The 20872-nt window shown below is 71.5% G+C and carries 17 protein-coding genes; 8 read left to right on the top strand and 9 right to left on the bottom strand.

Annotated features, from left to right (window positions below):
- Nucleotides 1-11: 11 nt before the first annotated feature.
- The 3 genes from ACFYP0_RS18440 to ACFYP0_RS18430 all read right to left on the bottom strand — a co-directional run bounded on the left by ACFYP0_RS18440 (nucleotide 12) and on the right by ACFYP0_RS18430 (nucleotide 3389).
- Nucleotides 12-764 (bottom strand): hypothetical protein, encoded by a 753-nt coding sequence (locus ACFYP0_RS18440; protein ID WP_355500795.1) that lies wholly within the window; start codon nucleotides 762-764, stop codon nucleotides 12-14.
- A gap of 106 nt (nucleotides 765-870) precedes the next feature.
- Nucleotides 871-1668, bottom strand: coding sequence for a peroxide stress protein YaaA (gene yaaA, locus ACFYP0_RS18435; protein WP_386996840.1), 798 nt, complete (start codon nucleotides 1666-1668; stop codon nucleotides 871-873).
- 65 nt (nucleotides 1669-1733) lie between these two features.
- Complete coding sequence (locus ACFYP0_RS18430; protein WP_386996837.1) at nucleotides 1734-3389, bottom strand: ArnT family glycosyltransferase; 1656 nt, start codon at nucleotides 3387-3389, stop codon at nucleotides 1734-1736.
- Between the two features lie 173 nt (nucleotides 3390-3562).
- Between ACFYP0_RS18430 and ACFYP0_RS18425 the strand changes: the two genes are divergently transcribed.
- Both ACFYP0_RS18425 and ACFYP0_RS18420 read left to right on the top strand, forming a co-directional pair.
- Nucleotides 3563-4603 (top strand): App1 family protein, encoded by a 1041-nt coding sequence (locus tag ACFYP0_RS18425; RefSeq protein WP_124854636.1) that lies wholly within the window; start codon nucleotides 3563-3565, stop codon nucleotides 4601-4603.
- A 143-nt stretch (nucleotides 4604-4746) separates the two neighbouring features.
- Nucleotides 4747-6771: a family 10 glycosylhydrolase gene (locus ACFYP0_RS18420; RefSeq protein WP_355500786.1), complete on the top strand. Its 2025-nt coding sequence runs from the start codon at nucleotides 4747-4749 to the stop codon at nucleotides 6769-6771.
- A gap of 58 nt (nucleotides 6772-6829) precedes the next feature.
- Here ACFYP0_RS18420 and glgB read toward each other — a convergent pair whose 3' ends face one another.
- The 3 genes from glgB to ACFYP0_RS18405 form a co-directional block, all read right to left on the bottom strand.
- Nucleotides 6830-8932, bottom strand: coding sequence for a 1,4-alpha-glucan branching protein GlgB (glgB, locus tag ACFYP0_RS18415; protein ID WP_386996834.1), 2103 nt, complete (start codon nucleotides 8930-8932; stop codon nucleotides 6830-6832).
- The gene (locus ACFYP0_RS18410; protein WP_356980179.1) at nucleotides 8920-11130 is read right to left on the bottom strand and encodes an alpha-1,4-glucan--maltose-1-phosphate maltosyltransferase; all 2211 of its coding nucleotides are present in this window, start codon (nucleotides 11128-11130) and stop codon (nucleotides 8920-8922) included. The genes glgB and ACFYP0_RS18410 overlap by 13 nt, the downstream gene beginning before the upstream one ends.
- A gap of 312 nt (nucleotides 11131-11442) precedes the next feature.
- A complete protein-coding gene (locus ACFYP0_RS18405) occupies nucleotides 11443-11670 on the bottom strand; it encodes a winged helix-turn-helix domain-containing protein (RefSeq protein WP_328650023.1) in 228 nt (75 codons plus the stop codon).
- Nucleotides 11671-12124: 454 nt separating this feature from the next.
- Here ACFYP0_RS18405 and ACFYP0_RS18400 point away from each other — a divergent pair, with 454 nt between their 5' ends.
- Complete coding sequence (locus tag ACFYP0_RS18400) at nucleotides 12125-13426, top strand: helix-turn-helix domain-containing protein (RefSeq protein ID WP_356980181.1); 1302 nt, start codon at nucleotides 12125-12127, stop codon at nucleotides 13424-13426.
- Between the two features lie 182 nt (nucleotides 13427-13608).
- On the opposite strand, the gene ACFYP0_RS18395 is transcribed toward ACFYP0_RS18400, so the two are convergent.
- Nucleotides 13609-14859: an HNH endonuclease signature motif containing protein gene (locus tag ACFYP0_RS18395; protein ID WP_355500775.1), complete on the bottom strand. Its 1251-nt coding sequence runs from the start codon at nucleotides 14857-14859 to the stop codon at nucleotides 13609-13611.
- An 84-nt stretch (nucleotides 14860-14943) separates the two neighbouring features.
- Here ACFYP0_RS18395 and ACFYP0_RS18390 point away from each other — a divergent pair, with 84 nt between their 5' ends.
- The 3 genes from ACFYP0_RS18390 to ACFYP0_RS18380 all read left to right on the top strand — a co-directional run bounded on the left by ACFYP0_RS18390 (nucleotide 14944) and on the right by ACFYP0_RS18380 (nucleotide 16783).
- Nucleotides 14944-15888, top strand: coding sequence for an inositol-3-phosphate synthase (locus tag ACFYP0_RS18390; protein ID WP_356980183.1), 945 nt, complete (start codon nucleotides 14944-14946; stop codon nucleotides 15886-15888).
- Between the two features lie 101 nt (nucleotides 15889-15989).
- Complete coding sequence (locus ACFYP0_RS18385) at nucleotides 15990-16388, top strand: fluoride efflux transporter FluC (RefSeq protein ID WP_356980185.1); 399 nt, start codon at nucleotides 15990-15992, stop codon at nucleotides 16386-16388.
- Entirely contained in the window at nucleotides 16388-16783 is a 396-nt protein-coding gene (locus ACFYP0_RS18380; protein ID WP_356980187.1) for a fluoride efflux transporter FluC, read from the top strand. Before ACFYP0_RS18385 ends, ACFYP0_RS18380 begins: the two co-directional genes overlap by 1 nt.
- Nucleotides 16784-16840: 57 nt before the next feature.
- Here the strand turns inward: ACFYP0_RS18380 and ACFYP0_RS18375 are convergent, their stop codons facing one another.
- Nucleotides 16841-17749 (bottom strand): aldo/keto reductase family oxidoreductase, encoded by a 909-nt coding sequence (locus tag ACFYP0_RS18375; RefSeq protein ID WP_357010436.1) that lies wholly within the window; start codon nucleotides 17747-17749, stop codon nucleotides 16841-16843.
- Between the two features lie 138 nt (nucleotides 17750-17887).
- On the opposite strand from ACFYP0_RS18375, the gene ACFYP0_RS18370 reads away from it, so the two are divergent.
- Complete coding sequence (locus tag ACFYP0_RS18370; RefSeq protein ID WP_355500764.1) at nucleotides 17888-18337, top strand: winged helix-turn-helix transcriptional regulator; 450 nt, start codon at nucleotides 17888-17890, stop codon at nucleotides 18335-18337.
- A gap of 9 nt (nucleotides 18338-18346) precedes the next feature.
- Here ACFYP0_RS18370 and glgA read toward each other — a convergent pair whose 3' ends face one another.
- Nucleotides 18347-19555 (bottom strand): glycogen synthase, encoded by a 1209-nt coding sequence (gene glgA, locus ACFYP0_RS18365; protein ID WP_355500762.1) that lies wholly within the window; start codon nucleotides 19553-19555, stop codon nucleotides 18347-18349.
- 72 nt (nucleotides 19556-19627) lie between these two features.
- Here glgA and glgC point away from each other — a divergent pair, with 72 nt between their 5' ends.
- A complete protein-coding gene (gene glgC, locus ACFYP0_RS18360) occupies nucleotides 19628-20860 on the top strand; it encodes a glucose-1-phosphate adenylyltransferase (RefSeq protein ID WP_030489244.1) in 1233 nt (410 codons plus the stop codon).
- Nucleotides 20861-20872 lie beyond the last annotated feature (12 nt).

Genomic DNA, 20872 nt, shown 5'->3' with positions numbered 1-20872 from the left:
TCGGAACCCGATCAGCAGGCCGCGCGACCCGCCGGCGCCACGCCCGCACCCCGCGCCGACGCCGGGGTCACCCCGCGCGCCGTCGCCGTCCCGGGTTCCACCACCGGGCCGCGCGCCGGCTCCAACGCCGCACTGCGCAGGATCCGCTGCCGGTCCGGGCCGTCGGCCACGCTGACCAGGAAGCAACCGGTGCCGGGGCGGAGCCGGGCCGGCACGTCGAGCACGGCCGCACCCCGGATCAGCACCGCGGCCAGCTCCCGGTCGGTGAGCCGGACACCGAGGATGTGCCGGCGGACGTGCCGCCCGGCGGCCAGCAACGCCGAGCGCCAGGCTGCCTCGGCCAGGCGGGTCACCAACCGTCGGCGGGCCGGTGAGGCGCCGGGCAGCGGCCCGCCGAGCAGCTCGCGTCGCCCCTGCCACCAGCCCGCGTCCAACATCCGGGTGTACGCCCCCTGGTGTTCCCGGGGCACCCACAGCCGGTGCAGCTCGTAGCGGCGGCGCAGGCCGCCGACGGCCACCTCGTGGGTGACCGGGATGTCCAGCCGGTTGAGTAGTTGCCGCATCCGCTGCGCGGCGTCCTCCCGGTTGAACTCCACCCCGGCGGTGTGCTCGGCCCGGACCGCGCTGGGCCGGGCGGCGGTCGGTGGCGGCGTGCAACGCAGCAGGCAGGCAGCCTCGAACGCGTCGCCCAGTGTCAGCCAGCCCAGCGGGGATGGGGTGGTCGGGGTGTGGGGCCGGTCGAGCAGGGCGGGTTCGTGGGTCAACGGAGGCTCCCTTGTCGGAGTCTGGGTTGCCCTACCGTGGCCCCTGGCACGCCGTTACGGAACTCCTCCGGCCCAGCCTTGAGCAAATCTTGCGGCTGCGGTGCCGCTAAAGGTCGGTGACCACCAGATCCACCTGGCGCACCCGGCTCGCGGCGGTGGCCTGCTCCAGCACTGTGTGCTTCAACTCCCGCAGGGTGCCCACCAGCTCCGCAGCGGTGCGCGGCCGGGCGCCGGCGACGAGCAGGTCCCGGACCAGACGCCCCTTGGTCGCCTTGTTGAAGTGGCTGACCACCGAGCGGACCGGCACGCCGTCGACCTCCCGCTCGTGCAGAACCCGCACGGTGACAGTGCGCTCGGCCAGCTCACCGCGCGGCGTCCAGGTGGCGGCGTACGCGCCGGAGCGCAGGTCCAGCACCGGGCCGCGCCCGGCGGCGCCGTCCACCGCCGGCGTCAGCTCCCTGCGCCAGTACGTCGACAGCGCTCCGACGTCGGGCAGGCGGGCGCCGATCGGGCAGCGGTACGGCGGGATCCGGTCGGCCAGTCGAACCGCGCCCCACAACCCGGAGCTGATCAGGATCGACCGGCGGGCCGCCCGTTGCGCCGTGGCCGGCAACGAGGCCAGGTCCAACGCCTCGTAGAGCACCCCGGTGTAGAGCCGCTCGGCCGGCGCGGTGGCCGCCTCCCGCAGTCGGGCGTTGCGCCGCAGCTCGCCCCGCTGGCCTTCGCTGAGGCCGAGCGCCGCCCGTGCGGCCTCCTCGTCCGGCCCGGCGCTCAGCGCCACCAGGGCGTCCAGCACCCGCTCGCGGGCCGGGTTCAGCTCGGGCAGCGAGAGCCGGTCCGGGGCCCAGCGCCGTCCGGTGCCGGCGTCGGCCTTCCCCTCCGAGGGCGGCAACAGGATGAGCATGGGTCTCCTCGACGGGCGAAACGGCGGCGCCCCACGCGCCGGCCCGGCCAGCGTACGACCAGCCCCTACCGCCAGGGCCGCACCGGGGTGTCGGGGTGGTACACGCGATAGCCGCCGACCTCCCGCACCGGCGCGGCGTCGGCCCGGTCGGCGAGCAACCGGCGCAACCGCCGGTCCATCGGTGAGTCGACTTCCACCACGTAACCCGGCCGCTCGGCCCGCCCCACCTGCCGCCAGTACGGTCGGTAGCGGTTCTGCCCCGGCGACAGGTTTCCGTCGAGCACCCCGCAGACCACCGACTCATCCGTGTTGAAGATCAATCGGTTGCAGGTCCAGTAGTCCCCGTACACCTCGTGGGGTCCGTCGGCGCGCAGCGCGGCGGCCAACTCCCGGGCCTGGCGCTCCTCGGTCCGCGACGCCGCGGTGCCGGTGGCCGCGAACAGCACGGTGGTCACCAGGGCGGTCACGGTCAGCGCGGCCAGCACGGCGGCGGACAGCGCGCCGGTGAACCGCCCCAGCACGCTGTTGGTGCCCCGCCAGGCGGTCAGCGCCGCCACCCAGAGCGGCCAGAGCACCGCTGGCAGCGACAGTTGCAGCAGCGACAGGTACCGGGCGTTGTCCAGCGGGCTGGTCGCGGCGAGCGGACTGCGCACGTACGACAGCAGCGTCAACGCCGCGCCGGCGATCAGCGCGAGCTGCACGACCGGCCCGACCCGTTCCCCGCGCAGCCCTTCGGCCCCGCGTCCGACCCGCTCCCCACGCGGCGCTCCGGCGGCGCGACGGTACGCGAGCACCGCGAGTGCCGCGCCGGCCAGCAGCAGCACCGGGTACAGCACGCCGAACCACTGTTGCCAGCGTCCGCAGCCGTCCACCGGGCAGAGCCCGTGCGCCAGCGGCACTCCCTCCAGCAGGCCGCCCCGGATCCGGTCGGACAACGGCGGCTGAGGCCCGGCCTTGGTGCTGACCTCCCGGAACACCGACAGCGAGTCCTCACCGGGCCCGGCCCGCAGGTTGTCCACGATCATCGGGGCCACGCCGACGACCGCCCCCGCCACCAGCAGCAGACCGGACCAGCCGAGCAACTCCCGCCGTACCGCCCAGACCAGGGCCAACCCGGCCACCGCGAGGTACGGCAGGATCAGCCAGTCCGACCAGACGGCCAGGCCGACGAGCAGCCCGAACAGGCCGATCGCGAGCCGTCGGCGGTGGACCGTGCCGGTCGCCAACCCCACGGTGATCAGCAGCATCAGCAGCACCGCCGCCTTCACCTCCGGCCGCCCACCGACGACGGTGAGCTGGTCGCGCACCACCCGCTCCGGCCCGAGCGCGAGCAGACCCACCACGAAGGCGGCGAACCACGGGGTGCCGAGCCGGCGGGTCAACCGGTGGATCAGGTAGAGGAAGATCGCGTACAGCGCGAGCATCGGCAGGCGCAGCACCGGCCAGCTCGGCCCGGCCACCGCCACCAGGGGGGCGGCCAGGTACGACTCCAACATCCCCATGTAGTGCTGGCCGTAGAGGAAGACCGGGCGTTCCCGGCCCTGCCCGATGTGCAGCGCGGCGAGGCCGAAGGTCGCCTCGTCGCTGTTCGACACCGGCACCGTGAACAGCGTCAGGACCAGCCGGTAGACGACACCGGCGAGCCCGAACAGCAGCGCGACGAGCGCCGGCCGATCGAGTCGCGGGCGCCATCGCCCACGGTGCTGCTCTGGATGCGACACGACCAGCGCCCCCGTCGTCGTCCCGACCGGAGTGTTTCACGTTCGGCCGGGTCACCGAGGTGGATCAGCGCAGCCGGGGTGGGGCCGGATCGGCTCTGCGGCAGCCGGGCGGAGCGGCGCGGCCGGGGTCGGCTCGCGTGGCCGTGGCTGTCGACGTGTGGCAGGGTTGGCGGGTGCCACCCACTCCCGCCGGCCAACTGGCCGTTCCGAACCTGCACCGGGCTGCGCGCATCGAGGACGCCGTGCACCAGCTCGTCGAGCGTCGGCTGCGGCGCACCGGCTGGCGGGTCAACATCGTCGCGTACACCGGCTACGGCGCGCCGGGTTGGGTGCGGGTGATGTGTCGGGTGCTGCTGGGCCGTCCGGACACCCGCCAGCGGGGTCGGCTGGACAAGGTCCGCGGCTGGCGCAGCTTCACGACGCTGCCCAACAAGCACGTCACGGTGACCATCGAGGCCGGCGGGGTGCGCCACGAGACGCAGGCCGACCGCAGCGGCTTCGTCGACACCCTGGTCGAGGCGGATCTCCCGCCCGGTTGGGGTACGGTCCGGCTCAGTGTCCCGGACGCCGAGCCGGTCGACGCCCCGGTGCGCATCCTCGACCCGGAGGTCAAGTTCGGCATCATCTCCGACATCGACGACACGGTGATGGTGACCGCGCTGCCCCGGCCGCTTCTCGCCGCATGGAACACGTTCGTGCTCGACGAGCATGCCCGCAACGCCGTTCCCGGTATGGCGGTGCTCTACGAGCGGCTCGTCACCGCGCACCCCGGCGCCCCGGTCTTCTACCTCTCCACGGGCGCCTGGAACGTGGCACCGACGCTGACCCGGTTTCTGTCCCGGCACCTCTACCCGGCCGGGCCGTTGCTGTTGACCGACTGGGGTCCGACCGCCGACCGGTGGTTCCGCAGCGGGCGGGAGCACAAGCGGGTCACCCTGGCCCGGATGGCCAAGGAATTTCCCGACGTGAAGTGGCTGCTGGTCGGCGACGACGGGCAGCACGACCAGGAGATCTACCGCGAATTCGCCGCCGCCCACCCGCAGAACGTGGCCGGGGTGGCGATCCGTCGGCTCTCGCCCACGCAGTCGGTGCTGGCCGGCAGCCTGCCCGCCCCGGCGGGCTCGTCGTCGGCGGGACCGGTGGGGCAGAAGTGGCTGTCCGCCCCGGACGGCGCCGGCCTGTGGCAGCTGCTGCGCGACGCTGGCCTGGTCTGATCCTGTGACGCCCGCTGCCGGCAGCGTCTCGCGCCAAGAGCGGCCCGTGGGCGTCGCGTCCCGAACGGTTAGTGGCTGACCTCGAAGAGTGAAATCTGTGAAGGATACTTGCGTGGCAGTCCTGCAGCACTGAACATATTTTCGTGCGTAGAGACTTTCATCGATCCCTTCCCGGGCTGGCGCTGGTAGCGGCGCTGACGCTCGGCGCGGCCCTCCCCACGGCCGCCCCTCCCTCCCCAACCACGTCGCCGGGCACCGTGCCGGTGGCCGCCCAGACAGCCTGCGTGACAGATCCGGCCACCCCGAAACGGCAGTTCCGGGGCATGTGGATCGCCAGCGTGGCCAACATCGACTGGCCCAGCCGCACCGGGCTCACCGCCGCCGCCCAACAGGCGGAGTACCGGGGTTGGCTCGACCTGGCCAAGCAGCGTCGGATGAACGCCGTCGTCGTGCAGGTCCGTCCCGCCGCCGACGCCTTCTGGCCGTCGACGTACGAGCCGTGGTCGCAGTGGCTCACCGGAACCCAGGGAGGCAATCCCGGCTACGACCCGATGGCCTTCATGGTGGCCGAGGCGCACGCCCGCAACCTGGAGTTCCACGCCTGGTTCAACCCGTACCGGGTCGCGACCCACACCGACCTCACCAAGCTGGCCGCCAGCCACCCGGCCCGCAAGAACCCGGGCTGGGCGGTCGCCTACAACGGCCAGCTCTACTACAACCCCGGCATCCCCGCCGTCCGGGCCTTCGTGCAGACCGCGATGATGGACGCCGTCAGCCGCTACGACATCGACGCGGTGCACTGGGACGACTACTTCTACCCGTACCCGGGCAGCGGTGGGGGTTTCCCCGACCAGGCCACGTACGCCCAGTACGGCGCCGGCTTCAGCACCATCGCCGACTGGCGGCGCAACAACGTCAACCTGCTGGTGCAGGAGATGAGTGCCAAGATTCGGGCCGCGAAGCCGTGGGTGAAGCTCGGCGTGAGCCCGTTCGGCATCTGGCGCAACGCCGGCACCGACCCGCTCGGCTCGCGCACCACCGGCCTCCAGTCGTACGACGCGATCTACGCCGACACCCGACGTTGGGTGAAGCAGGGCTGGATCGACTACATCGCCCCGCAGATCTACTGGCAGATCGGCCACCCCGCGGCCGACTACGCGGAACTGGTCCGCTGGTGGTCGGAGACCGTCAACGGCACCACCGTGCAGTTGCTCGTCGGGCAGGCCACCTACCGCGCCGGGGCCTCCGGGCAGGATGCCGCCTGGCAGGACCCGGCCGAACTCACCGACCACCTGACCCTCAACCGCGCCTACCCCCGGATCCTTGGCGACATCCACTTCAGCGCCAAGGACGTACGCGCCGACCGCATCGGTGCCGTCTCCCGGGTGACGACCGACCACTACCGCCGGCCCGCCCTGGCACCGGCCGGGGTGGGCGGTGCCGCGCCCGCCGCGCCGAACCTCACCTCGGCGGTACGCGGCACCGGCGGGGTGACGCTGAACTGGCAGCGTGGCGCCGCCGGCAGCACGGCCTCGTACGCCGTGTACCGACTGCCCGGCGACGGCTCGGTCGACCCCTGCGACCTGGCCGATGCCCGCAACCTGCTCGGCACGGTGCGTGCCTCAGGGAGCACCGGGACGTTCACCGACGCCACCGCCGCGGCCGGCTCGACCTACCGGTACCTGGTGACCGCTCTGGACCGGCTGCACCACGAGAGCCCGGCCAGCAACGCGCGGGTGGTCACCGGCACCGGCGGCACGTTCAGCGTGATCGTGGACAACACCACCACTGGTGGCTTCACCGCCGCCGCCACCTGGGGCACCTCGTCGTACCTCACCGCGCGGTACGGCACGAACTACCGGTTCGCCGAGCCGCAGGCGGTCAGTGACCCGGCCTGGTTCAGCGCCACGCTGCCCGCCGCCGGCTCGTACCGGGTCGAGGTCTGGTACCCGGCCGACCCCGGCTACAACAGCGCCACGCCGCACCTGGTGGCCACCGCGAACGGGACCGTGACGGCCTCCGTCGACCAGCGCAGCGGCGGCGGCCAGTGGCGGGTGCTGGGCACCTACGACTTCGCCGCGGGGACGCGCCAGGTCGTCGGGGTCAGCCGCTGGACCAGCACCCAGGGGTACGTCGTAGCCGACGCCGTCCGGCTCACCCGCCTCTGAGCCGCGTCTGTTCCCCCGGAGCGTCTCGACGCTTCGGGGGAACGGTCCCGCTCACCCGTCAGCCCTGGCGGAGCCAGACGGCACCGAGCGGCGGCACCTGGAGGGCCGCCGAGGCGACCATTCCGTGCCACGGCACGTTCTCGGCCCGTACCTCGCCCAGGTTGCCCACCCCCGACCCGCCGTAGTGGTGGGCGTCGGTGTTGAGCACCTCCTGCCAGGTGCCGCCGGCCGGCAGGCCGATCCGGTAGTCGTGCAGCGGCGACGCGGAGAAGTTCGCCACGCACACCAGCGTCGAGCCGTCCGGGGCGATCCGGACGAACGACACGGTGTTGTTGGCGACGTCGTCGCCGGCGATCCAGCGGAACCCGGCCGGCTCGGTGTCCTGTGCCCAGAGCGCCGGGGTGTCCCGGTAGACCCGGTTGAGGTCACCGACGAGTCGTTGCACACCCGCGCGGGCCGGGTCGTGCAGCAGGTACCAGTCGAGGCCGCGCTCCTCGCTCCACTCCCGGTCGTCGGCCATTTCGGAGCCCATGAAGAGCAGTTGCTTGCCGGGGTGCGCCCACATGTACGCCAACAGCGCGCGGACGTTCGCCAGCCGCTGCCAGGTGTCGCCGGGCATCTTGCCGGCCAGTGAGCCCTTGCCGTGCACCACCTCGTCGTGGCTGATCGGCAGCACGTAGTTCTCGCTCCAGGCGTACGCCAGGGAGAAGGTGAGCTGGTGGTGGTGGTGCTGGCGGTAGATCGGGTCCTTCGAGGTGTAGAGCAGGGTGTCGTGCATCCAGCCCATGTTCCACTTGAACCCGAAGCCCAGCCCGCCGTCGGCGGTGGGGCGGGTGACGCCCGGCCAGGCGGTCGACTCCTCGGCGATCATGACGACGCCGGCGTGGTGCTTGTAGACGGTCGCGTTCACCTCCTGCATGAGCGCGATGGCCTCCAGGTTCTCCCGGCCGCCGTACTTGTTCGGGGCCCACTCGCCGTGGTTGCGGGAGTAGTCCAGGTAGAGCATCGAGGCGACCGCGTCGACCCGCAGCCCGTCGACGTGGAACTGGTCGCACCAGTAGAGCGCGTTGGCGACCAGGAAGTTGCGCACCTCGTTGCGGCCGAAGTCGAAGACGTACGTGCCCCAGTCGGGGTGCTCGCCGCGCCGCGGGTCGGGGTGCTCGTAGAGCGGCGTGCCGTCGAACCGCGCGAGGGCCCACTCGTCCTTCGGGAAGTGCGCGGGCACCCAGTCCAGGAGTACGCCGATGCCGGCGGCGTGCAGCCGGTCGACGAGGTGGCGGAACTCGTCCGGGTCGCCGAACCGGGAGGTCGGCGCGTAGTAGCCGGTCACCTGGTAGCCCCAGGAGCCGCCGAACGGGTGCTCCATCACCGGCAGGAACTCCACGTGCGTGAAGCCCAGCTCGGTGACGTACGCGGTGAGTTGTTCGGCCAGTTCGCGGTAGCTCAGGCCGGGCCGCCACGAGCCGAGGTGCACCTCGTAGACGCTCATCGGTTCCTGGTGCGGCTGCCGTTCGGCCCGCCGGGCCAGCCAGTCCGCGTCGTCCCACCGGTACGTCGAGTGGTGCACCACCGAGGCGGTGGCCGGCGGCACCTCGGCGTACGCCGCGAGGGGATCGGCCTTGTCCCGCCACTGCCCGTCGGCACCCAGCACCCGGTACTTGTAGCGGGCTCCGGCCCGGGCGTTGGGGACGAACAGCTCCCACACCCCGCTGGAGCCGAGCGACCGCATCGGCCAGCCGTCGTCGGCGCCCCAGCCGGTGAAGTCGCCAACCACCCGCACGCCCTGGGCGTTGGGCGCCCAGACGCTGAACGCCACGCCCTCGTCGAAGACCCGGGCGCCGAGCGCCTCCCACAGTCGCTCGTGCCGGCCCTCGCGGATCAGGTGCAGGTCCAGCTCACCGAGGGTCGGCGGGTAGCGGTACGGGTCGTCGTGCGCGGTGCCGTCGACCTCCACCCGGTAGTCGAGCACGACGCCGTCGACCTGCGCCTCGAAGACACCCACGTCGTGCACCCGCTTCATCGGGTACCGCTCGTCGCCGACGAGCAGCGCGACGTCGCCGGCGCCCCGGCGCATCGTGCGGATCGTGGTGGAGGACTCGGCGGGGTGCGCGCCGAGCAGCGCGTGCGGGTCGTGCGTCGCGCCGGAGATCAGCTGGTCCATCGGTCGTCCTTCGGGGCGGGAGCGGTCGGCGCGGAACGGGACGAGCGGGCGGCGGCCGAACGGGCGGCGGACAGCCGGGACGCCACCGTGGCCGGAGTCGTGGTGGCCGGAGTCACCGTGGCCGGGGTCGTCGTGGCCGGAGTCGTGGTGGCCGGGGTCGTCGGCGCGGTGCCGCTGGAGAGGTCGTCCGGCACCTCGGCGACGGTGAGGCCGGCCGGCTCGGCGCCCGCCGGCTGCGGCTGGGTCGGCGGGGTCGGGCGACGCACTGTCAACACGTGCGCGGGTTGCAGGTACGGGTCGAGCCGTACCGCGTTGCGCTGACCCCAGTCGTAGCTGGTGCCGGTCAGCTCGTCGTGCACCGTGAACCGTTCGTGCCAGTCGAAGCCGAGCTCCGGCATGTCGAGCGTCGTGTTGCCCCATTGCACGGTGCGCGGGTCGAACGAGCAGATCACGATGACCGTGTTGCCGGTCTCCGGGTCGTGCTTGGACCAGCAGAGCAGCGCCGGGTTGTCGATCTCGTGGAAGCGCAGGTTGCGGAGCTGGTGCAGGGCAGGGTTGTCCCGGCGTACCCGGTTGAGGGTGGTCAGGAACGGTGCCAGCGAACGGCCCTGCGCCTCCGCGGCGGCCCAGTCCCGGGGGCGCAGCTCGTACTTCTCGTTGTCCAGGTACTCCTCGGCGCCCGGCCGGGCCACGTGCTCGAACAGCTCGAAACCGGCGTACATGCCCCAGGAGGGGGAGAGCAGCGCGGCCAGCACCGCCCGGATCTTGAACATCGGCGGGCCGCCGTGCTGCAACGACTCGTGCAGGATGTCCGGGGTGTTCGGCCAGAAGTTCGGCCGCATGTAGTCGGCCGCCTCGATCAGCTCCTCGCAGTACGCCCGCATCTCGGCCGCCGTCGTGCGCCAGGTGAAATAGGTGTACGACTGCGTGAAGCCGATCTTGCCGAGGCCGTGCATGATCGCCGGCCGGGTGAATGCCTCGGCCAGGAACAGCACGTCCGGATCGGCCGCCTTCACCTCGGCGATCAGCCAGTGCCAGAAGTCGAACGGCTTGGTGTGCGGGTTGTCCACCCGGAAGATCCGGATGCCCTCGCCGACCCAGTGCAGCACCACCCGCAGCACCTCGGCCCGGATGCCCTCCGGGTCGTTGTCGAAGTTGACCGGGTAGATGTCCTGGTACTTCTTCGGCGGGTTCTCCGCGTACGCGATGCTGCCGTCGGCCCGGGTGGTGAACCACTCCGGGTGCTCGGTGACCCACGGGTGGTCCGGCGCGCACTGCAACGCCAGGTCCATCGCCACTTCCAGGCCCTGTGCCGCCGCCGCCTGGATGAAGGCCCGGAAGTCCGCCGGCGTACCCAGATCGGGGTGGATCGTGTCGTGGCCGCCCTCGGCGGCGCCGATCGCCCACGGCGAGCCCACGTCGGTCGGCCCGGCGGTGAGCGCGTTGTTCGGGCCCTTACGGTTGACCCGGCCGATCGGGTGGATCGGCGGCAGGTAGAGCACGTCGAAGCCCATCGCGGCCACCCCCGGCAGCCGCTCGGTGGCGGTCGCGAAGGTGCCGGACCGACCGCCTACCGCCCCTTCGGAGCGGGGGAAGAACTCGTACCAGGCCGAGTAGAGCGCCCGCTTGCGGTCAACCCAGATCGTGTACGTGTCACCGGCGGTGACCAGCTCCCGGACCGGGTGCTCCCAGAGCAGGTCGGCCAGCGCCAGCGCCGGGTCGACCCGCTGCGCCAGCGGCAGGTCGGTGTCGACCAGCGCGGTGAGCGCGTCGGCGACCCGGGGCCGGTCGGCGGTCGGGACGAGATTCCGGGCGGCGGCGAGCACCCGCGCACCCTCGGCCAGGTCGTTGGCCAGGTCCTCCGGCCCCTGCCCGGCGGCGATCTTCTTGGTCACCGCGTTCTGCCAGGTCAGGTACGGGTCCTGGAAGGCCTCCACGGAGAAGGTCCACGAGCCGACGGCGTCCGGCGTGATGGTGGCGTGCCAGCGGTCCTGGCCGGGCTCGCCGGGGCGCATCCGGGTGAACGGCCGGCTCGCGCCGGCCGGACCAGCCCACACCACGTTGCAGCCCAGCGCGTCGTGCCCCTCCCGGTAGGCGCGCGCCGACACCGGAACCGGCTCGTCGACCACCGCCTTGGCCGGGTATCGCCCGCACGAGACGACGGGGGAGACGTCTTCGATCGGGAACCGTCCAGTCACCCCGCCAACCTACTGCGCGAGATCCGTTCGCGCGCGGCCAAGCCCCGGACGCTGGCGGGTACGGGAAACTGGGCGGCGCGAAGCGGTCACGGTGGCCGACCCGCAGGCCGCAAGATCGCGCAACATCCTGGTTGTAGTGGTATCAGCGCGCCGGCGATGCCACTACATCCTGGTTCGAGCGTGACCTTGACGGCGGTGTGCACCCCGAGCCCGGGTTCCGGTCTCGGGCGGCGCTCGTCGTCAAGATTCGCGCAGTATCAGAGACGTTGTGGATCTCCGTCTGGCATGACCGTCGCGCGTGACCCCGCAGAGTCAGGCGGGCGGGTTCGGTGCCACGAACGAGCCCTTGCCCTGGTGCACCTCGATCCAGCCCCGCTCATCCAAGATCCAGAGAGCCCGCTTGATCGGGTTGTCGGACGAGTTGTACTGGCGGGCGAGTTCAGCGATGGTCGGCAACTTGTCGCCGGGCTTGAGGGTGCCGCTTCGGATTGACGTTGTGACGTCATCGACGACCTGCTCGTAGACAGGCTTGCGGGGCATGGTGGGACCACCTCTCGTCAGCCTGTACAGGGTCTCACCACTCGCGACACGGTCTGGACCCTGTGTTGACTCTGGCTACTTAGGGTCCTAAGTTGTGTTCTAGGTCCTCTCGTCAGCAGCGGAGTTCCTCAGCAGACGGGGTGAGTCCCCGTGCCTACCGCCCCTGACCCGCATCCCCATCACTTGCAGCACCCACCACCTCCATCAGCCACCATTCCGTCGCGCCGCTAGGAGGCACAGTTGGACGAGCGTTTGCCGGACGGGTCGTTGCCGCCCGCGTACCCCACTGCCGGTGCGCGGCCTCCGCAGCCGGACGGGGATCGGGTGCCCTGTTCGCCAATTCCGGAGCGGGCGCCGCTCACCCGGCGGCAGTACGCCTACGGACTCGTGATCGCTGTGGTCGTACTCGTGCTGTTTGTGGTTGGGGTCCTGCGGTGAGCGCGACGGGCCGGCGGTGAACGAGCTGCCGGTGGGTCGCCGGGTCGCACAGTGGCGGGTACGGCGGAACATGACGCAGCAGCAGTTCGCCGACCGGCTCGGCAAGTCGAAGAGTTGGGTGGACAAGGTCGAGCGTGGGGTACGCCGGCTGGAGCGTGTGTCCAACCTGCGGGAGGTCGCCGAGACGCTGCGAATCGACGTGGAGGTGCTGCTGGCGGCCCGGCCCGTGCGGCCGACTCCGGTCGCCGCCGGGGTGGACGGGGTCCGGACGGCGCTGGCCCGGTACCACCTACCGGACGCGGACCGCCCGCCGCTGGTCGAGGAGTTGCGGGCCCGGCTGGAGCATGCCGAGCAGAGCTACCGGCACGCCCGGTACCCGGCGTTGCTGGCCCTGCTGCCCGGCCTACTCGACGCCGCCCGCGAAGCGAACGCCGCCCGCCCCGGCGCGACGGACGCGCTGCTGGTGTCGGTGTACGCACTCATCGCGCTGGTACTGGTCAAGGTCGACCAGGGGGAGTTGGCCTGGCTGGCCGCCGACCGTGGAATGACCGTCGCCCTCGCGACCCAGGATCCGCAGGTGGCCGGCATCGCCACCGTGTCACTGAGTCAGGCCCTGCGGTCTCGTGGTCGGCGGCGGTCCGCCCTGGACGCCGCGCTCGTCGCAGCTGACCGCATCGGCGCGCACGGTAGCTCCTCGGCGAACGTGGCGCTGCGCGGGACGCTGCTCCTTCAGGCCGCCCTCGCCGCCGCAGGCGGGGGAGACGAACGCCTCACCCGCCAGTCACTCGCCCAGGCGGCCGCGATCGCGCAGGACGTCGGGCCGGACGGTGGCTGGGGTGGCAGCGGAGCCAGCACCGGCGGGGCTTCGAGTGGCGCTGGCCCCGGTGGCTCGGGTGGCGCTGGCCCCGGTGGCGAGGACTCAGGTGATGGGAGGTCTGGCAGTGCGGGCTGTGGCGGTACGGCCCTCGGTGTCGGGGGTTTCGGCCGGTCGGCGGTCGAGGCGGCCCAGGTGGTTGCCGACGCGGCCCTCGGCGATGTCACCACGGCGACGGCCCGGCATGAGCGGCTGGTAGCCGGCGGCGAGTGGCGGTGGCTGCCACCCGAGCACCGGGCCGCGTACCTGCTTGATGTAGCCCGCGCGTACGCCCTCGCCGGTGACATGCGCCGCGCGGGCCAGGCGGTCCTCGACGCGGAACGCATCGCCCACAGTGAGGTGCACGAACGGCCGGCGGCCCGGAAGCTGGTCGCGGTCGTGTGGCGGTCCGCCGATGCGCCGGTCGGCCTGGCCCAGCTCGCCGCAACCCTCCGCGTCACCTGACGCACGTCCCGTCGATTGGGCTGCGCGCGTTGTCCGTGCCGCGTTTATTCAGCGCAGCAGGCACGTGATGCGGGCGCCCCACGAACGGGCCAGCTCGACAACACAATCCAGCAGCGGGCAGCGGGCAGCGGGCAGCGGGCAGCGGGCAGCGGGCAGCGGGCAGCGGGCAGCTCCGTCTTCGGCTATGTGCGTGGGTGGTACTGGTTGCGGCGGGGGACCTGTTCGGGGTCGAGCCAGGCCGGTGGGATGAACTCCGGATGCCCGTCGCCGCCAAGCCGGACGGCCCAGTCGCCGTGGTGAAGGTGCCGGTGGTGGTGGCCGCAGAGGAGCACGGCGTTGTCGAGGCTGGTGTCGCCGCCGTCGGCCCAGTGCCGGATGTGGTGGCCGTCGCACCAACGTGGTGGGCGGTCGCAGCCGGGGAACGCGCAGCCGCGGTCGCGCAGCACCAGGGCGCGGCGCAGCGGGCCGGTGATGAGTCGGCGTTGCCGGCCGACGTCGAGTGGTTGACCGCTGCCGCCGAGCACGGCCGGCAGGATGCTCGCGTCGCAGGCCAGGCGGCGCACGGCCTCGGGGGTGAGGTGCGGGCCGATGTCGAGAGCGCCGGCGCCCAACTGCCGCGCCAACCCGTCGTAGCTGGTGGTGACGACGACCTGGGCGAGGTCGCCGCCGTTCTCGGGTAGCTCACCGCTGCGAAGGGCGAGCCGGCACACGTCGGCCAGGGCGTCGTGGCGGCGTTGCCCCGGGGTGCGGGTGTCGTCGGGCCCGGTGGGCGTGGTGAGCGGGTCGATGGCGGCGCGCAACACGGCGGCGGCTTCGGTGTCGAGGATGCCGGCGAGGCGTAGCCGACCGTCGGTCTGCTCGCTGATGGTGATGTGCCGGTCTCGGGCGGCCCGCGACTCCTGCGCTCGCAGCGCCGCCTCGGCGGCGGCGTCGGCGACGTCCGGGGCGACGTGGTCGAGGATCCGGGTGCCGAGCCTGCGCAGCAGGGCGGCGTCGAACTGCGTCGCCCAGCCGACGAGGACACCGACGGCCTTGTCGGCGGCCTCCGCGCCGGCGGCGGCGTGAACGGTCTCGACCGTCTCGGCGATGACCCGGACCTGCCCCACGTCGACCGCCCCACCGGCCAATGCGTCCCGCACCCCGGCCGGGGCTGCGTCGAGCGTCGCGGCCAGCTCGACCAGGCGGCGGGCAGCACCGACCCCGAGTCGCAACCGGTCGCGGAGCCACACCGCCGTCGAGGACGCGCCCTGCGCCGTCGCGGTGCCGCGACCGTCCAACTCGCGCACGAGACTCAGCTTGACCGCTGCCAGGCGCTGCTCCAGGCGATGCGTGGCATCCAAAGCTGCTACGAGATCGTGCTCGCTGACAGCCCAGGCGGCCGTGTCGAAGCAGGCCGCCACCGCAGCCTCCGCCTGCTCCAACGCATCGATCACGAGCAAAGACTAGAACAGGTGTACGACACCTTCCGGTGTTGGCGGGGGCACATCACCGAGCCGAGGGTGACGTAGCCTCCGGCCATGATCGAACGGGTGAAAGTCGCGGTTGTCGGGGTCGGTAACAACACGTCGGCACTGGTGCAGGGGCTTGCTCTCTACCGCCAGAGCGGCAGCCTGGTCGGGATCCGCCGGCCGATGATCGACGGGCTCGGGGTGGGGGACATCGACGTCGTGGCGGCCTTCGCCACCTCCGAGGAGAAGATCGGTCGGGACCTGACCGAGGCGATCTTCCTGGCGCCCAACAACTTCCCCCGGCTGGACTGCGACCTGCCCAGAGCGGGTGTGCCGGTCACGAAGGGCCTCGTCGACGCGAGCGAGGTGCAGCGGGTGGCGACGGCGCTGGCCGGTGCGGAGGTGCTGCTCTACTCGGCGCCGAGTGGCCGGCCGGAGATCGCCCAGGCGTACGCCGCGGCAGCTCACACGGCCGGTGTCGCCTTCATCAACACCACCTCCGACCCGGTCGCCCGTGATCCGCAGGTGATGAGCAGCTTCGAAGCTGCCGGTCTGCCGCTGCTCGGAGATGACCTGGCCAGCCAGTTCGGCACCTCGGTGCTGCACAACGCGCTGCTGCGGCTACTGAAGGAGCGGGGCCTCACCCTGGTCAGCTCCTACCAGGTCAATCTCGGCGGCACCGAGGACTTCCGCAACCTGGTCGAGAACCCCAACACCAAGAAGCAGTCCAAGCTCAACGCTTTGTCGGGGGCTGACAGCGTTGAGGTGGCTCCGCTCGGCTACCTGCCGCATCTCGCGTCGCAGAAGGTGGCTCACCTCAACCTTGAGGCGCAGGGTTGGGGTGAGACAGCGGTGAGTCTCGACGTGAAGCTGAAGGTGCACGATCCGAGCGGTGCCGCCGGCGTCAACATCGACCTCATTCGCATCGCGGCCAGCGCGCTACGGAACGGACGTGGTGGTCATTGCGCCGACGCGACGTCGTTGCTGAAATCTCCGCCTGGAACGGCGATCTGAGCACGTGCAGACCGCGTCAGGACGGGGTGGGGGTCGACCGTACGAGTGAGGCTTTTGCCAGCCGGCGAGGTGGCGGCGGACGACGGTGAGTGAATGGGCGAATGACAATCCTCGCGATCGTCGTCGGCGGTGGCATCGGTGCCACCCTGCGTTACCTGTTGGGGTTGGGCCTCGCGCCGTCCACGCCACCTGATTTCCCCTGGGTCACCTTCATGATCAACATGGTGGGCGCCTTCGCTCTCGGCGCGGTGATGACGCTGCTCGCGGCGCACCGGCTGCCCGGCCCGTGGGGCAAGCCGTTCCTCTCGACCGGACTCATCGGCGGGTTCACGACCTGGTCGCACTTCATCGTCGAGAGCGATCAGCTGATCGGGGCGCGACGCAGCGGAGTGGGCATCATCTACCTCGTCCTGTCCATCATCGTCGGAGTGATCGCGGCGGCGCTCGGTGCCCGCCTCGCGGAACTGCGGGTGGGGCGTCCGGCGGGACGGAGCGCCTGATGTGGGTGGGAATCGGGGTGTTCCTGGCCGGCGGGCTCGGGGCACTGAGCCGCGCCGGGGTCGACGCGCTGGTGAAGCCGTGGTGGAGCCGGCGGGTCACCGGCTCCAGCAAGGCCTTCCCGGCGAGCACCTTCCTGATCAATGTCTCCGGTGCCTTCGTGCTCGGCATCGTCACCGGCTACGCGGTAAAACACACCGCCGGAGGCGCGCAGGACTTCAACGCGATCGTCGGCGTCGGCTTCCTGGGCGCCTACACCACCTTCTCTACCGAGGAATGGCACACCCTGGGACTGCTGCGCAAGAACGCCTCTGTCGAGGCCTTCAACGTGCTCGGCAGCCTCTGCGCCAGCCTCGTACTGGCGGCGCTCGGCCTGTGGATCGGCAGCCTGCTCTAGCCCGCGCCAACCTGACCACCGCAGCGCGCCCGGGCGATGGACGACACCGACACGTCGTCAGTTGCCGATCTTGTCCAGGTCGACGAGGTCCTCGCCGGAGAGCGACAGGCCCGCGCCGGCGACGTTCTCGCGCAGGTGCGCGACTGACGACGTACCCGGAATGAGCAGGATGTTCGGCGAGCGCCGCAGCAGCCAGGCCAGGGCGACCGACATCGGCGTGGTGGCCAACCTGGCCGCCACGGCGGACAGGGCCGCGGACTGTAGCGGGCTGAAGCCGCCGAGCGGGAAGTAGGGCACATAGGCGACGCCCTGTTCGGCGAGCGTGTCGATCAGCTCGTCGTCCTGGCGGAAGGCCAGGTTGTACATGTTCTGCACGCACACGATCGGCGCGATCGCCTGCGCCTCGGCGACCTGCTGCGCCGTCGCGGTGCTCACACCCAGGTGCCGGATCAGGCCCTGCCGCTGAAGGTCGACGAGCGTCTCGAACGGTTCGGCGAGCGAGCCGGGTTGCGGGCCCTCGGCGTTACCGAGCCGTAGGTTGACCAGGTCGAGCACCTCGACACCGAGGTTCTCCAGGTTCTCGTGGACTGCCCGGCGGAGGTCGTCGGGATTCCGGGCGGGGGGCCAACCGCCCTGCTGGTCGCGGGTGGCGCCGACCTTGGTGACGATGTGCAGCGATTCGGGGTACGGGTGCAGAGCCTCCCGGATCAGCTTGTTGGTGATGTGTGGCCCGTAGGCGTCGCTGGTGTCGATGTGGGTGATGCCGAGCTCGACGACCTCGCGCAGGACGGCGAGCGCGCCGTCGGGGTCGGCGGGCGGCCCCATGACCCAGGGGCCGGCGAGTTGCATGGCGCCGTAGCCGAAGCGGGTGACGCTCAGGTCGCCCAGCATCCAGGTGCCCCCGGGAAGGGAAGGGGTGCCGCCGGAAAAGGTGCGGGCGTCGTCGGGAAGGGAGGTGGAGCGCATGGTCAGACCTCGGATTTCAGGTGGAGTGCGGCGCGATCGGCACCCCTCAGGTGCCTGCTTCACTATGGTCAGGTAACTTCCTGACAGGAAGTAGGCACTTTCAAGTGCGTAACACACCGACCGGTGGGAGCGGCGCGGATGGTGACGACGACGGCGGCCCAACAGAGAGCACAGACCAAGGCGGAGTACGACGCCTTCCTGGCCGGGTGCCCCAGCCGCAAACTGCTCGACCGGATCTCCGACAAGTGGGTCACGTTGATCCTGGCCGCGCTGGGCAGCGACGGCTCCCACCGGTTCGGCGCCGACTGCGCCGGCGAACCCCGCCCGCTGCGCTACTCCGAGCTGTCGCGCCTACTGGCCGGCGTCAGTCAGAAGATGCTCACCCAGACGCTGCGCGCCCTGGAACGCGACGGCCTGATCACCCGCACGGCGACACCGACCGTGCCCGTCACCGTCACCTACGAGCTGACCGCTCTCGGCCTCTCGCTGCACCAGATGATGCGCGGCCTCAAGGGCTGGGCCGAGACGCACATGGACGAGGTGCTCGGCAACCGCGCGACGTACGACACCCGCGCCTCGGCAGATTGACAGGGCGGGTCAGCCCGCCGCGCGGACCGAGCGGTACACGTCCAGGGTCTGCCGGGCGATGGCGTCCCAGGAGAAGTGCTCCACCGCGCGCCGCCGGCCGGCCAGGCCGAACCGCTCGGTGCGCGCCGGGTCCGCGAGCAGCGTGTTGATCGCGGCCGCCAGGTCGGCCACGAAGCGGTCCGGGTCCAGTGGGGTGCCGGAGCCGTCGGTGGCCTGCTCGATGGGCACCAGCAGACCGGTCTCGCCGTCGGCCACCACCTCGGGGATGCCGCCGGTGGCGGTCGCCACCACCGCCGTCTCGCAGGCCATCGCCTCCAGGTTGACGATGCCCATCGGCTCGTAGACCGACGGGCAGGCGAAGACCGTGGCGTGCGTGAGCACCTGGATCACGTCGGGCTTGGGCAGCATCTCGGCCACCCAGACCACGCCGGAGCGGTTGGCCCGCAGCTCGGCGACCAGCGCCTCCACCTCGGCGGCGATCTCGGCCGTGTCCGGCGCGCCGGCGAGCAGGACGAGCTGCGTGTCCGCCGGCAACTCCCGGGCGGCCCGCAGCAGGTACGGGAGACCCTTCTGCCGGGTGATCCTGCCCACGTAGACCACGCTGGGGCGGGAGGGGTCGACGCCGAGCCGGTCGAGCACGTCGGTGCCCTGATCCGGGGCGTACTGGATGGTGTCGATGCCGTTGTAGACCACCCGGACCCGGTCGGGGTTGATCTGCGGGTACGCGGTGAGCACGTCGTTGCGCATCCCGCCGCTGACCGCGATCACCGCGTCGGCGGCCTCCATCGCGGTGCGCTCGATCCAGGAGGAGAGCGCGTAACCGCCGCCGAGCTGTTCGGCCTTCCACGGCCGCAGCGGCTCCAGGCTGTGCGCGGTCACCACGTGCGGCACCCCGTGCAGCAGCTTCGCGGTGTGGCCGGCCAGGTTCGCGTACCAGGTGTGGCTGTGCACCACGTCGGTGCCGGCCGCGCCGGCGGCCATCTCCAGGTCCACGCCCATCGTGCGCAGCGCGGCGTTCGCGCCGGTCAGGCCCGGCGGTTCGGCGTACGCGGTGACCCCCGGCTCGGTGCGCGGCAGGCCGAAGCAGTGCACCCGTACGTCGGCGAGGCGGCGCAACTCCCGAGCCAGGTACTCGACGTGCACGCCCGCGCCGCCGTAGACCTCCGGTGGGTACTCGCGGGTGAGCAGATCGACGCGCAGCGGGGTGGGTGCGTTCATGACCCCGCACCCTAGTGCAGAAGACTCCCCGTACGAGTGGTGAAGTGGGACGCGGGTGGATAGCGTCGGGGCATGGCTGCCAAGGTGCTCGCGATCGTCCTGGCGGGTGGGGAGGGCAAGCGCCTGATGCCACTCACCACGGATCGGGCCAAGCCGGCCGTCCCGTTCGGCGGGATGTACCGCATGGTCGACTTCGTCCTCTCCAACCTGGCCAACGCCGGCTATCTCAAGATCGTCGTGCTGACCCAGTACAAGTCCCACTCCCTCGACCGACACATCACCAAGACCTGGCGGATGTCCACGCTGCTCGGCAACTACGTCACCCCGGTGCCCGCGCAGCAGCGTCGTGGCCCGTGGTGGTTCGCCGGCTCGGCCGACGCCATCTACCAGAGCTTCAACCTGATAAACGACGAGCAGCCCGACTACGTGATCGTCTTCGGCGCCGACCACATCTACCGGATGGACCCGCGGCAGATGGTCGAGGACCACATCGCCTCCGGCGCGGCGGTGACCGTCGCCGGCATCCGCCAGCCGCTGTCGACCGCCGACCAGTTCGGCGTCATTGAGGTCGGCGAGGACGGCAAGCGGATCCGGGCGTTCCGCGAGAAGCCCACCGACGCGGTCGGTCTGCCCGACGCACCGGACGAGATCTACGCCTCGATGGGCAACTACGTCTTCACCACCCGGGCGCTCTGTGAGGCGGTCGAGCGCGACGCCGAAGACAAGTCCAGCAAGCACGACATGGGCGGCAGCATCATCCCGATGCTCGTCGAACGCGGCGAGGCCAACGTCTACGACTTCCGCGACAACGAGGTGCCGGGCAGCACCGACCGTGATCGCGGCTACTGGCGGGACGTGGGGACGCTCGACTCGTTCTACGACGCGCACATGGATCTGATCAACGTGCACCCCGTCTTCAACATGTACAACTTCGACTGGCCGATCTACACCGAGCAACCGCCGTGGCCGCCGGCGAAGTTCGTCCACCAGTGGGGTGAGCGGGTCGGCCGCGCGGTCGGCTCGATGGTCTCCCCGGGTGTGGTGATCTCCGGCTCGCTGGTGGAGAACTCGATCGTCTCGCCGAAGGTGCGGGTGCACTCCTGGGCGCACGTCGAGGGCTCGGTGCTCATGGAGGGTGTGGAGATCGGCCGGCACGCCGTGGTCCGGCGGGCCATCCTGGACAAGAACGTGTTCGTCCCGGAGGGCGTCGAGATCGGCGTCGACCTGGAGAAGGACCGGCAGCGCTACACCGTTTCCGACAACGGCATCGTGGTGATCGGCAAGGGCCAGAAGGTCGTGCCGTGACCGACAGGCACT

Origin of the sequence: Micromonospora arida, from assembly GCF_042873195.1 — a bacterium.
GTDB classification, from domain to species: Bacteria; Actinomycetota; Actinomycetes; order Mycobacteriales; family Micromonosporaceae; genus Micromonospora; species Micromonospora arida.
The sequence above is the reverse complement of the archived record's forward strand: the minus strand, read 5'-3'. Positions and strand labels throughout refer to the sequence as shown.

Excerpts from the sequence above, each read along its gene's own strand:
- glgB (WP_386996834.1), bottom strand. The coding sequence starts at position 8,932 with ATGGACCAGCTGATCTCCGGCGCGACGCACGACCCGCACGCGCTGCTC.
- ACFYP0_RS18390 (WP_356980183.1), top strand. The coding sequence starts at position 14,944 with ATGATCGAACGGGTGAAAGTCGCGGTTGTCGGGGTCGGTAACAACACG.
- ACFYP0_RS18375 (WP_357010436.1), bottom strand. The coding sequence starts at position 17,749 with ATGCGCTCCACCTCCCTTCCCGACGACGCCCGCACCTTTTCCGGCGGC.
- ACFYP0_RS18380 (WP_356980187.1), top strand. The coding sequence starts at position 16,388 with ATGTGGGTGGGAATCGGGGTGTTCCTGGCCGGCGGGCTCGGGGCACTG.
- glgC (WP_030489244.1), top strand. The coding sequence starts at position 19,628 with ATGGCTGCCAAGGTGCTCGCGATCGTCCTGGCGGGTGGGGAGGGCAAG.
- ACFYP0_RS18370 (WP_355500764.1), top strand. The coding sequence starts at position 17,888 with ATGGTGACGACGACGGCGGCCCAACAGAGAGCACAGACCAAGGCGGAG.
- ACFYP0_RS18385 (WP_356980185.1), top strand. The coding sequence starts at position 15,990 with ATGACAATCCTCGCGATCGTCGTCGGCGGTGGCATCGGTGCCACCCTG.
- glgA (WP_355500762.1), bottom strand. The coding sequence starts at position 19,555 with ATGAACGCACCCACCCCGCTGCGCGTCGATCTGCTCACCCGCGAGTAC.
- yaaA (WP_386996840.1), bottom strand. The coding sequence starts at position 1,668 with ATGCTCATCCTGTTGCCGCCCTCGGAGGGGAAGGCCGACGCCGGCACC.
- ACFYP0_RS18405 (WP_328650023.1), bottom strand. The coding sequence starts at position 11,670 with ATGCCCCGCAAGCCTGTCTACGAGCAGGTCGTCGATGACGTCACAACG.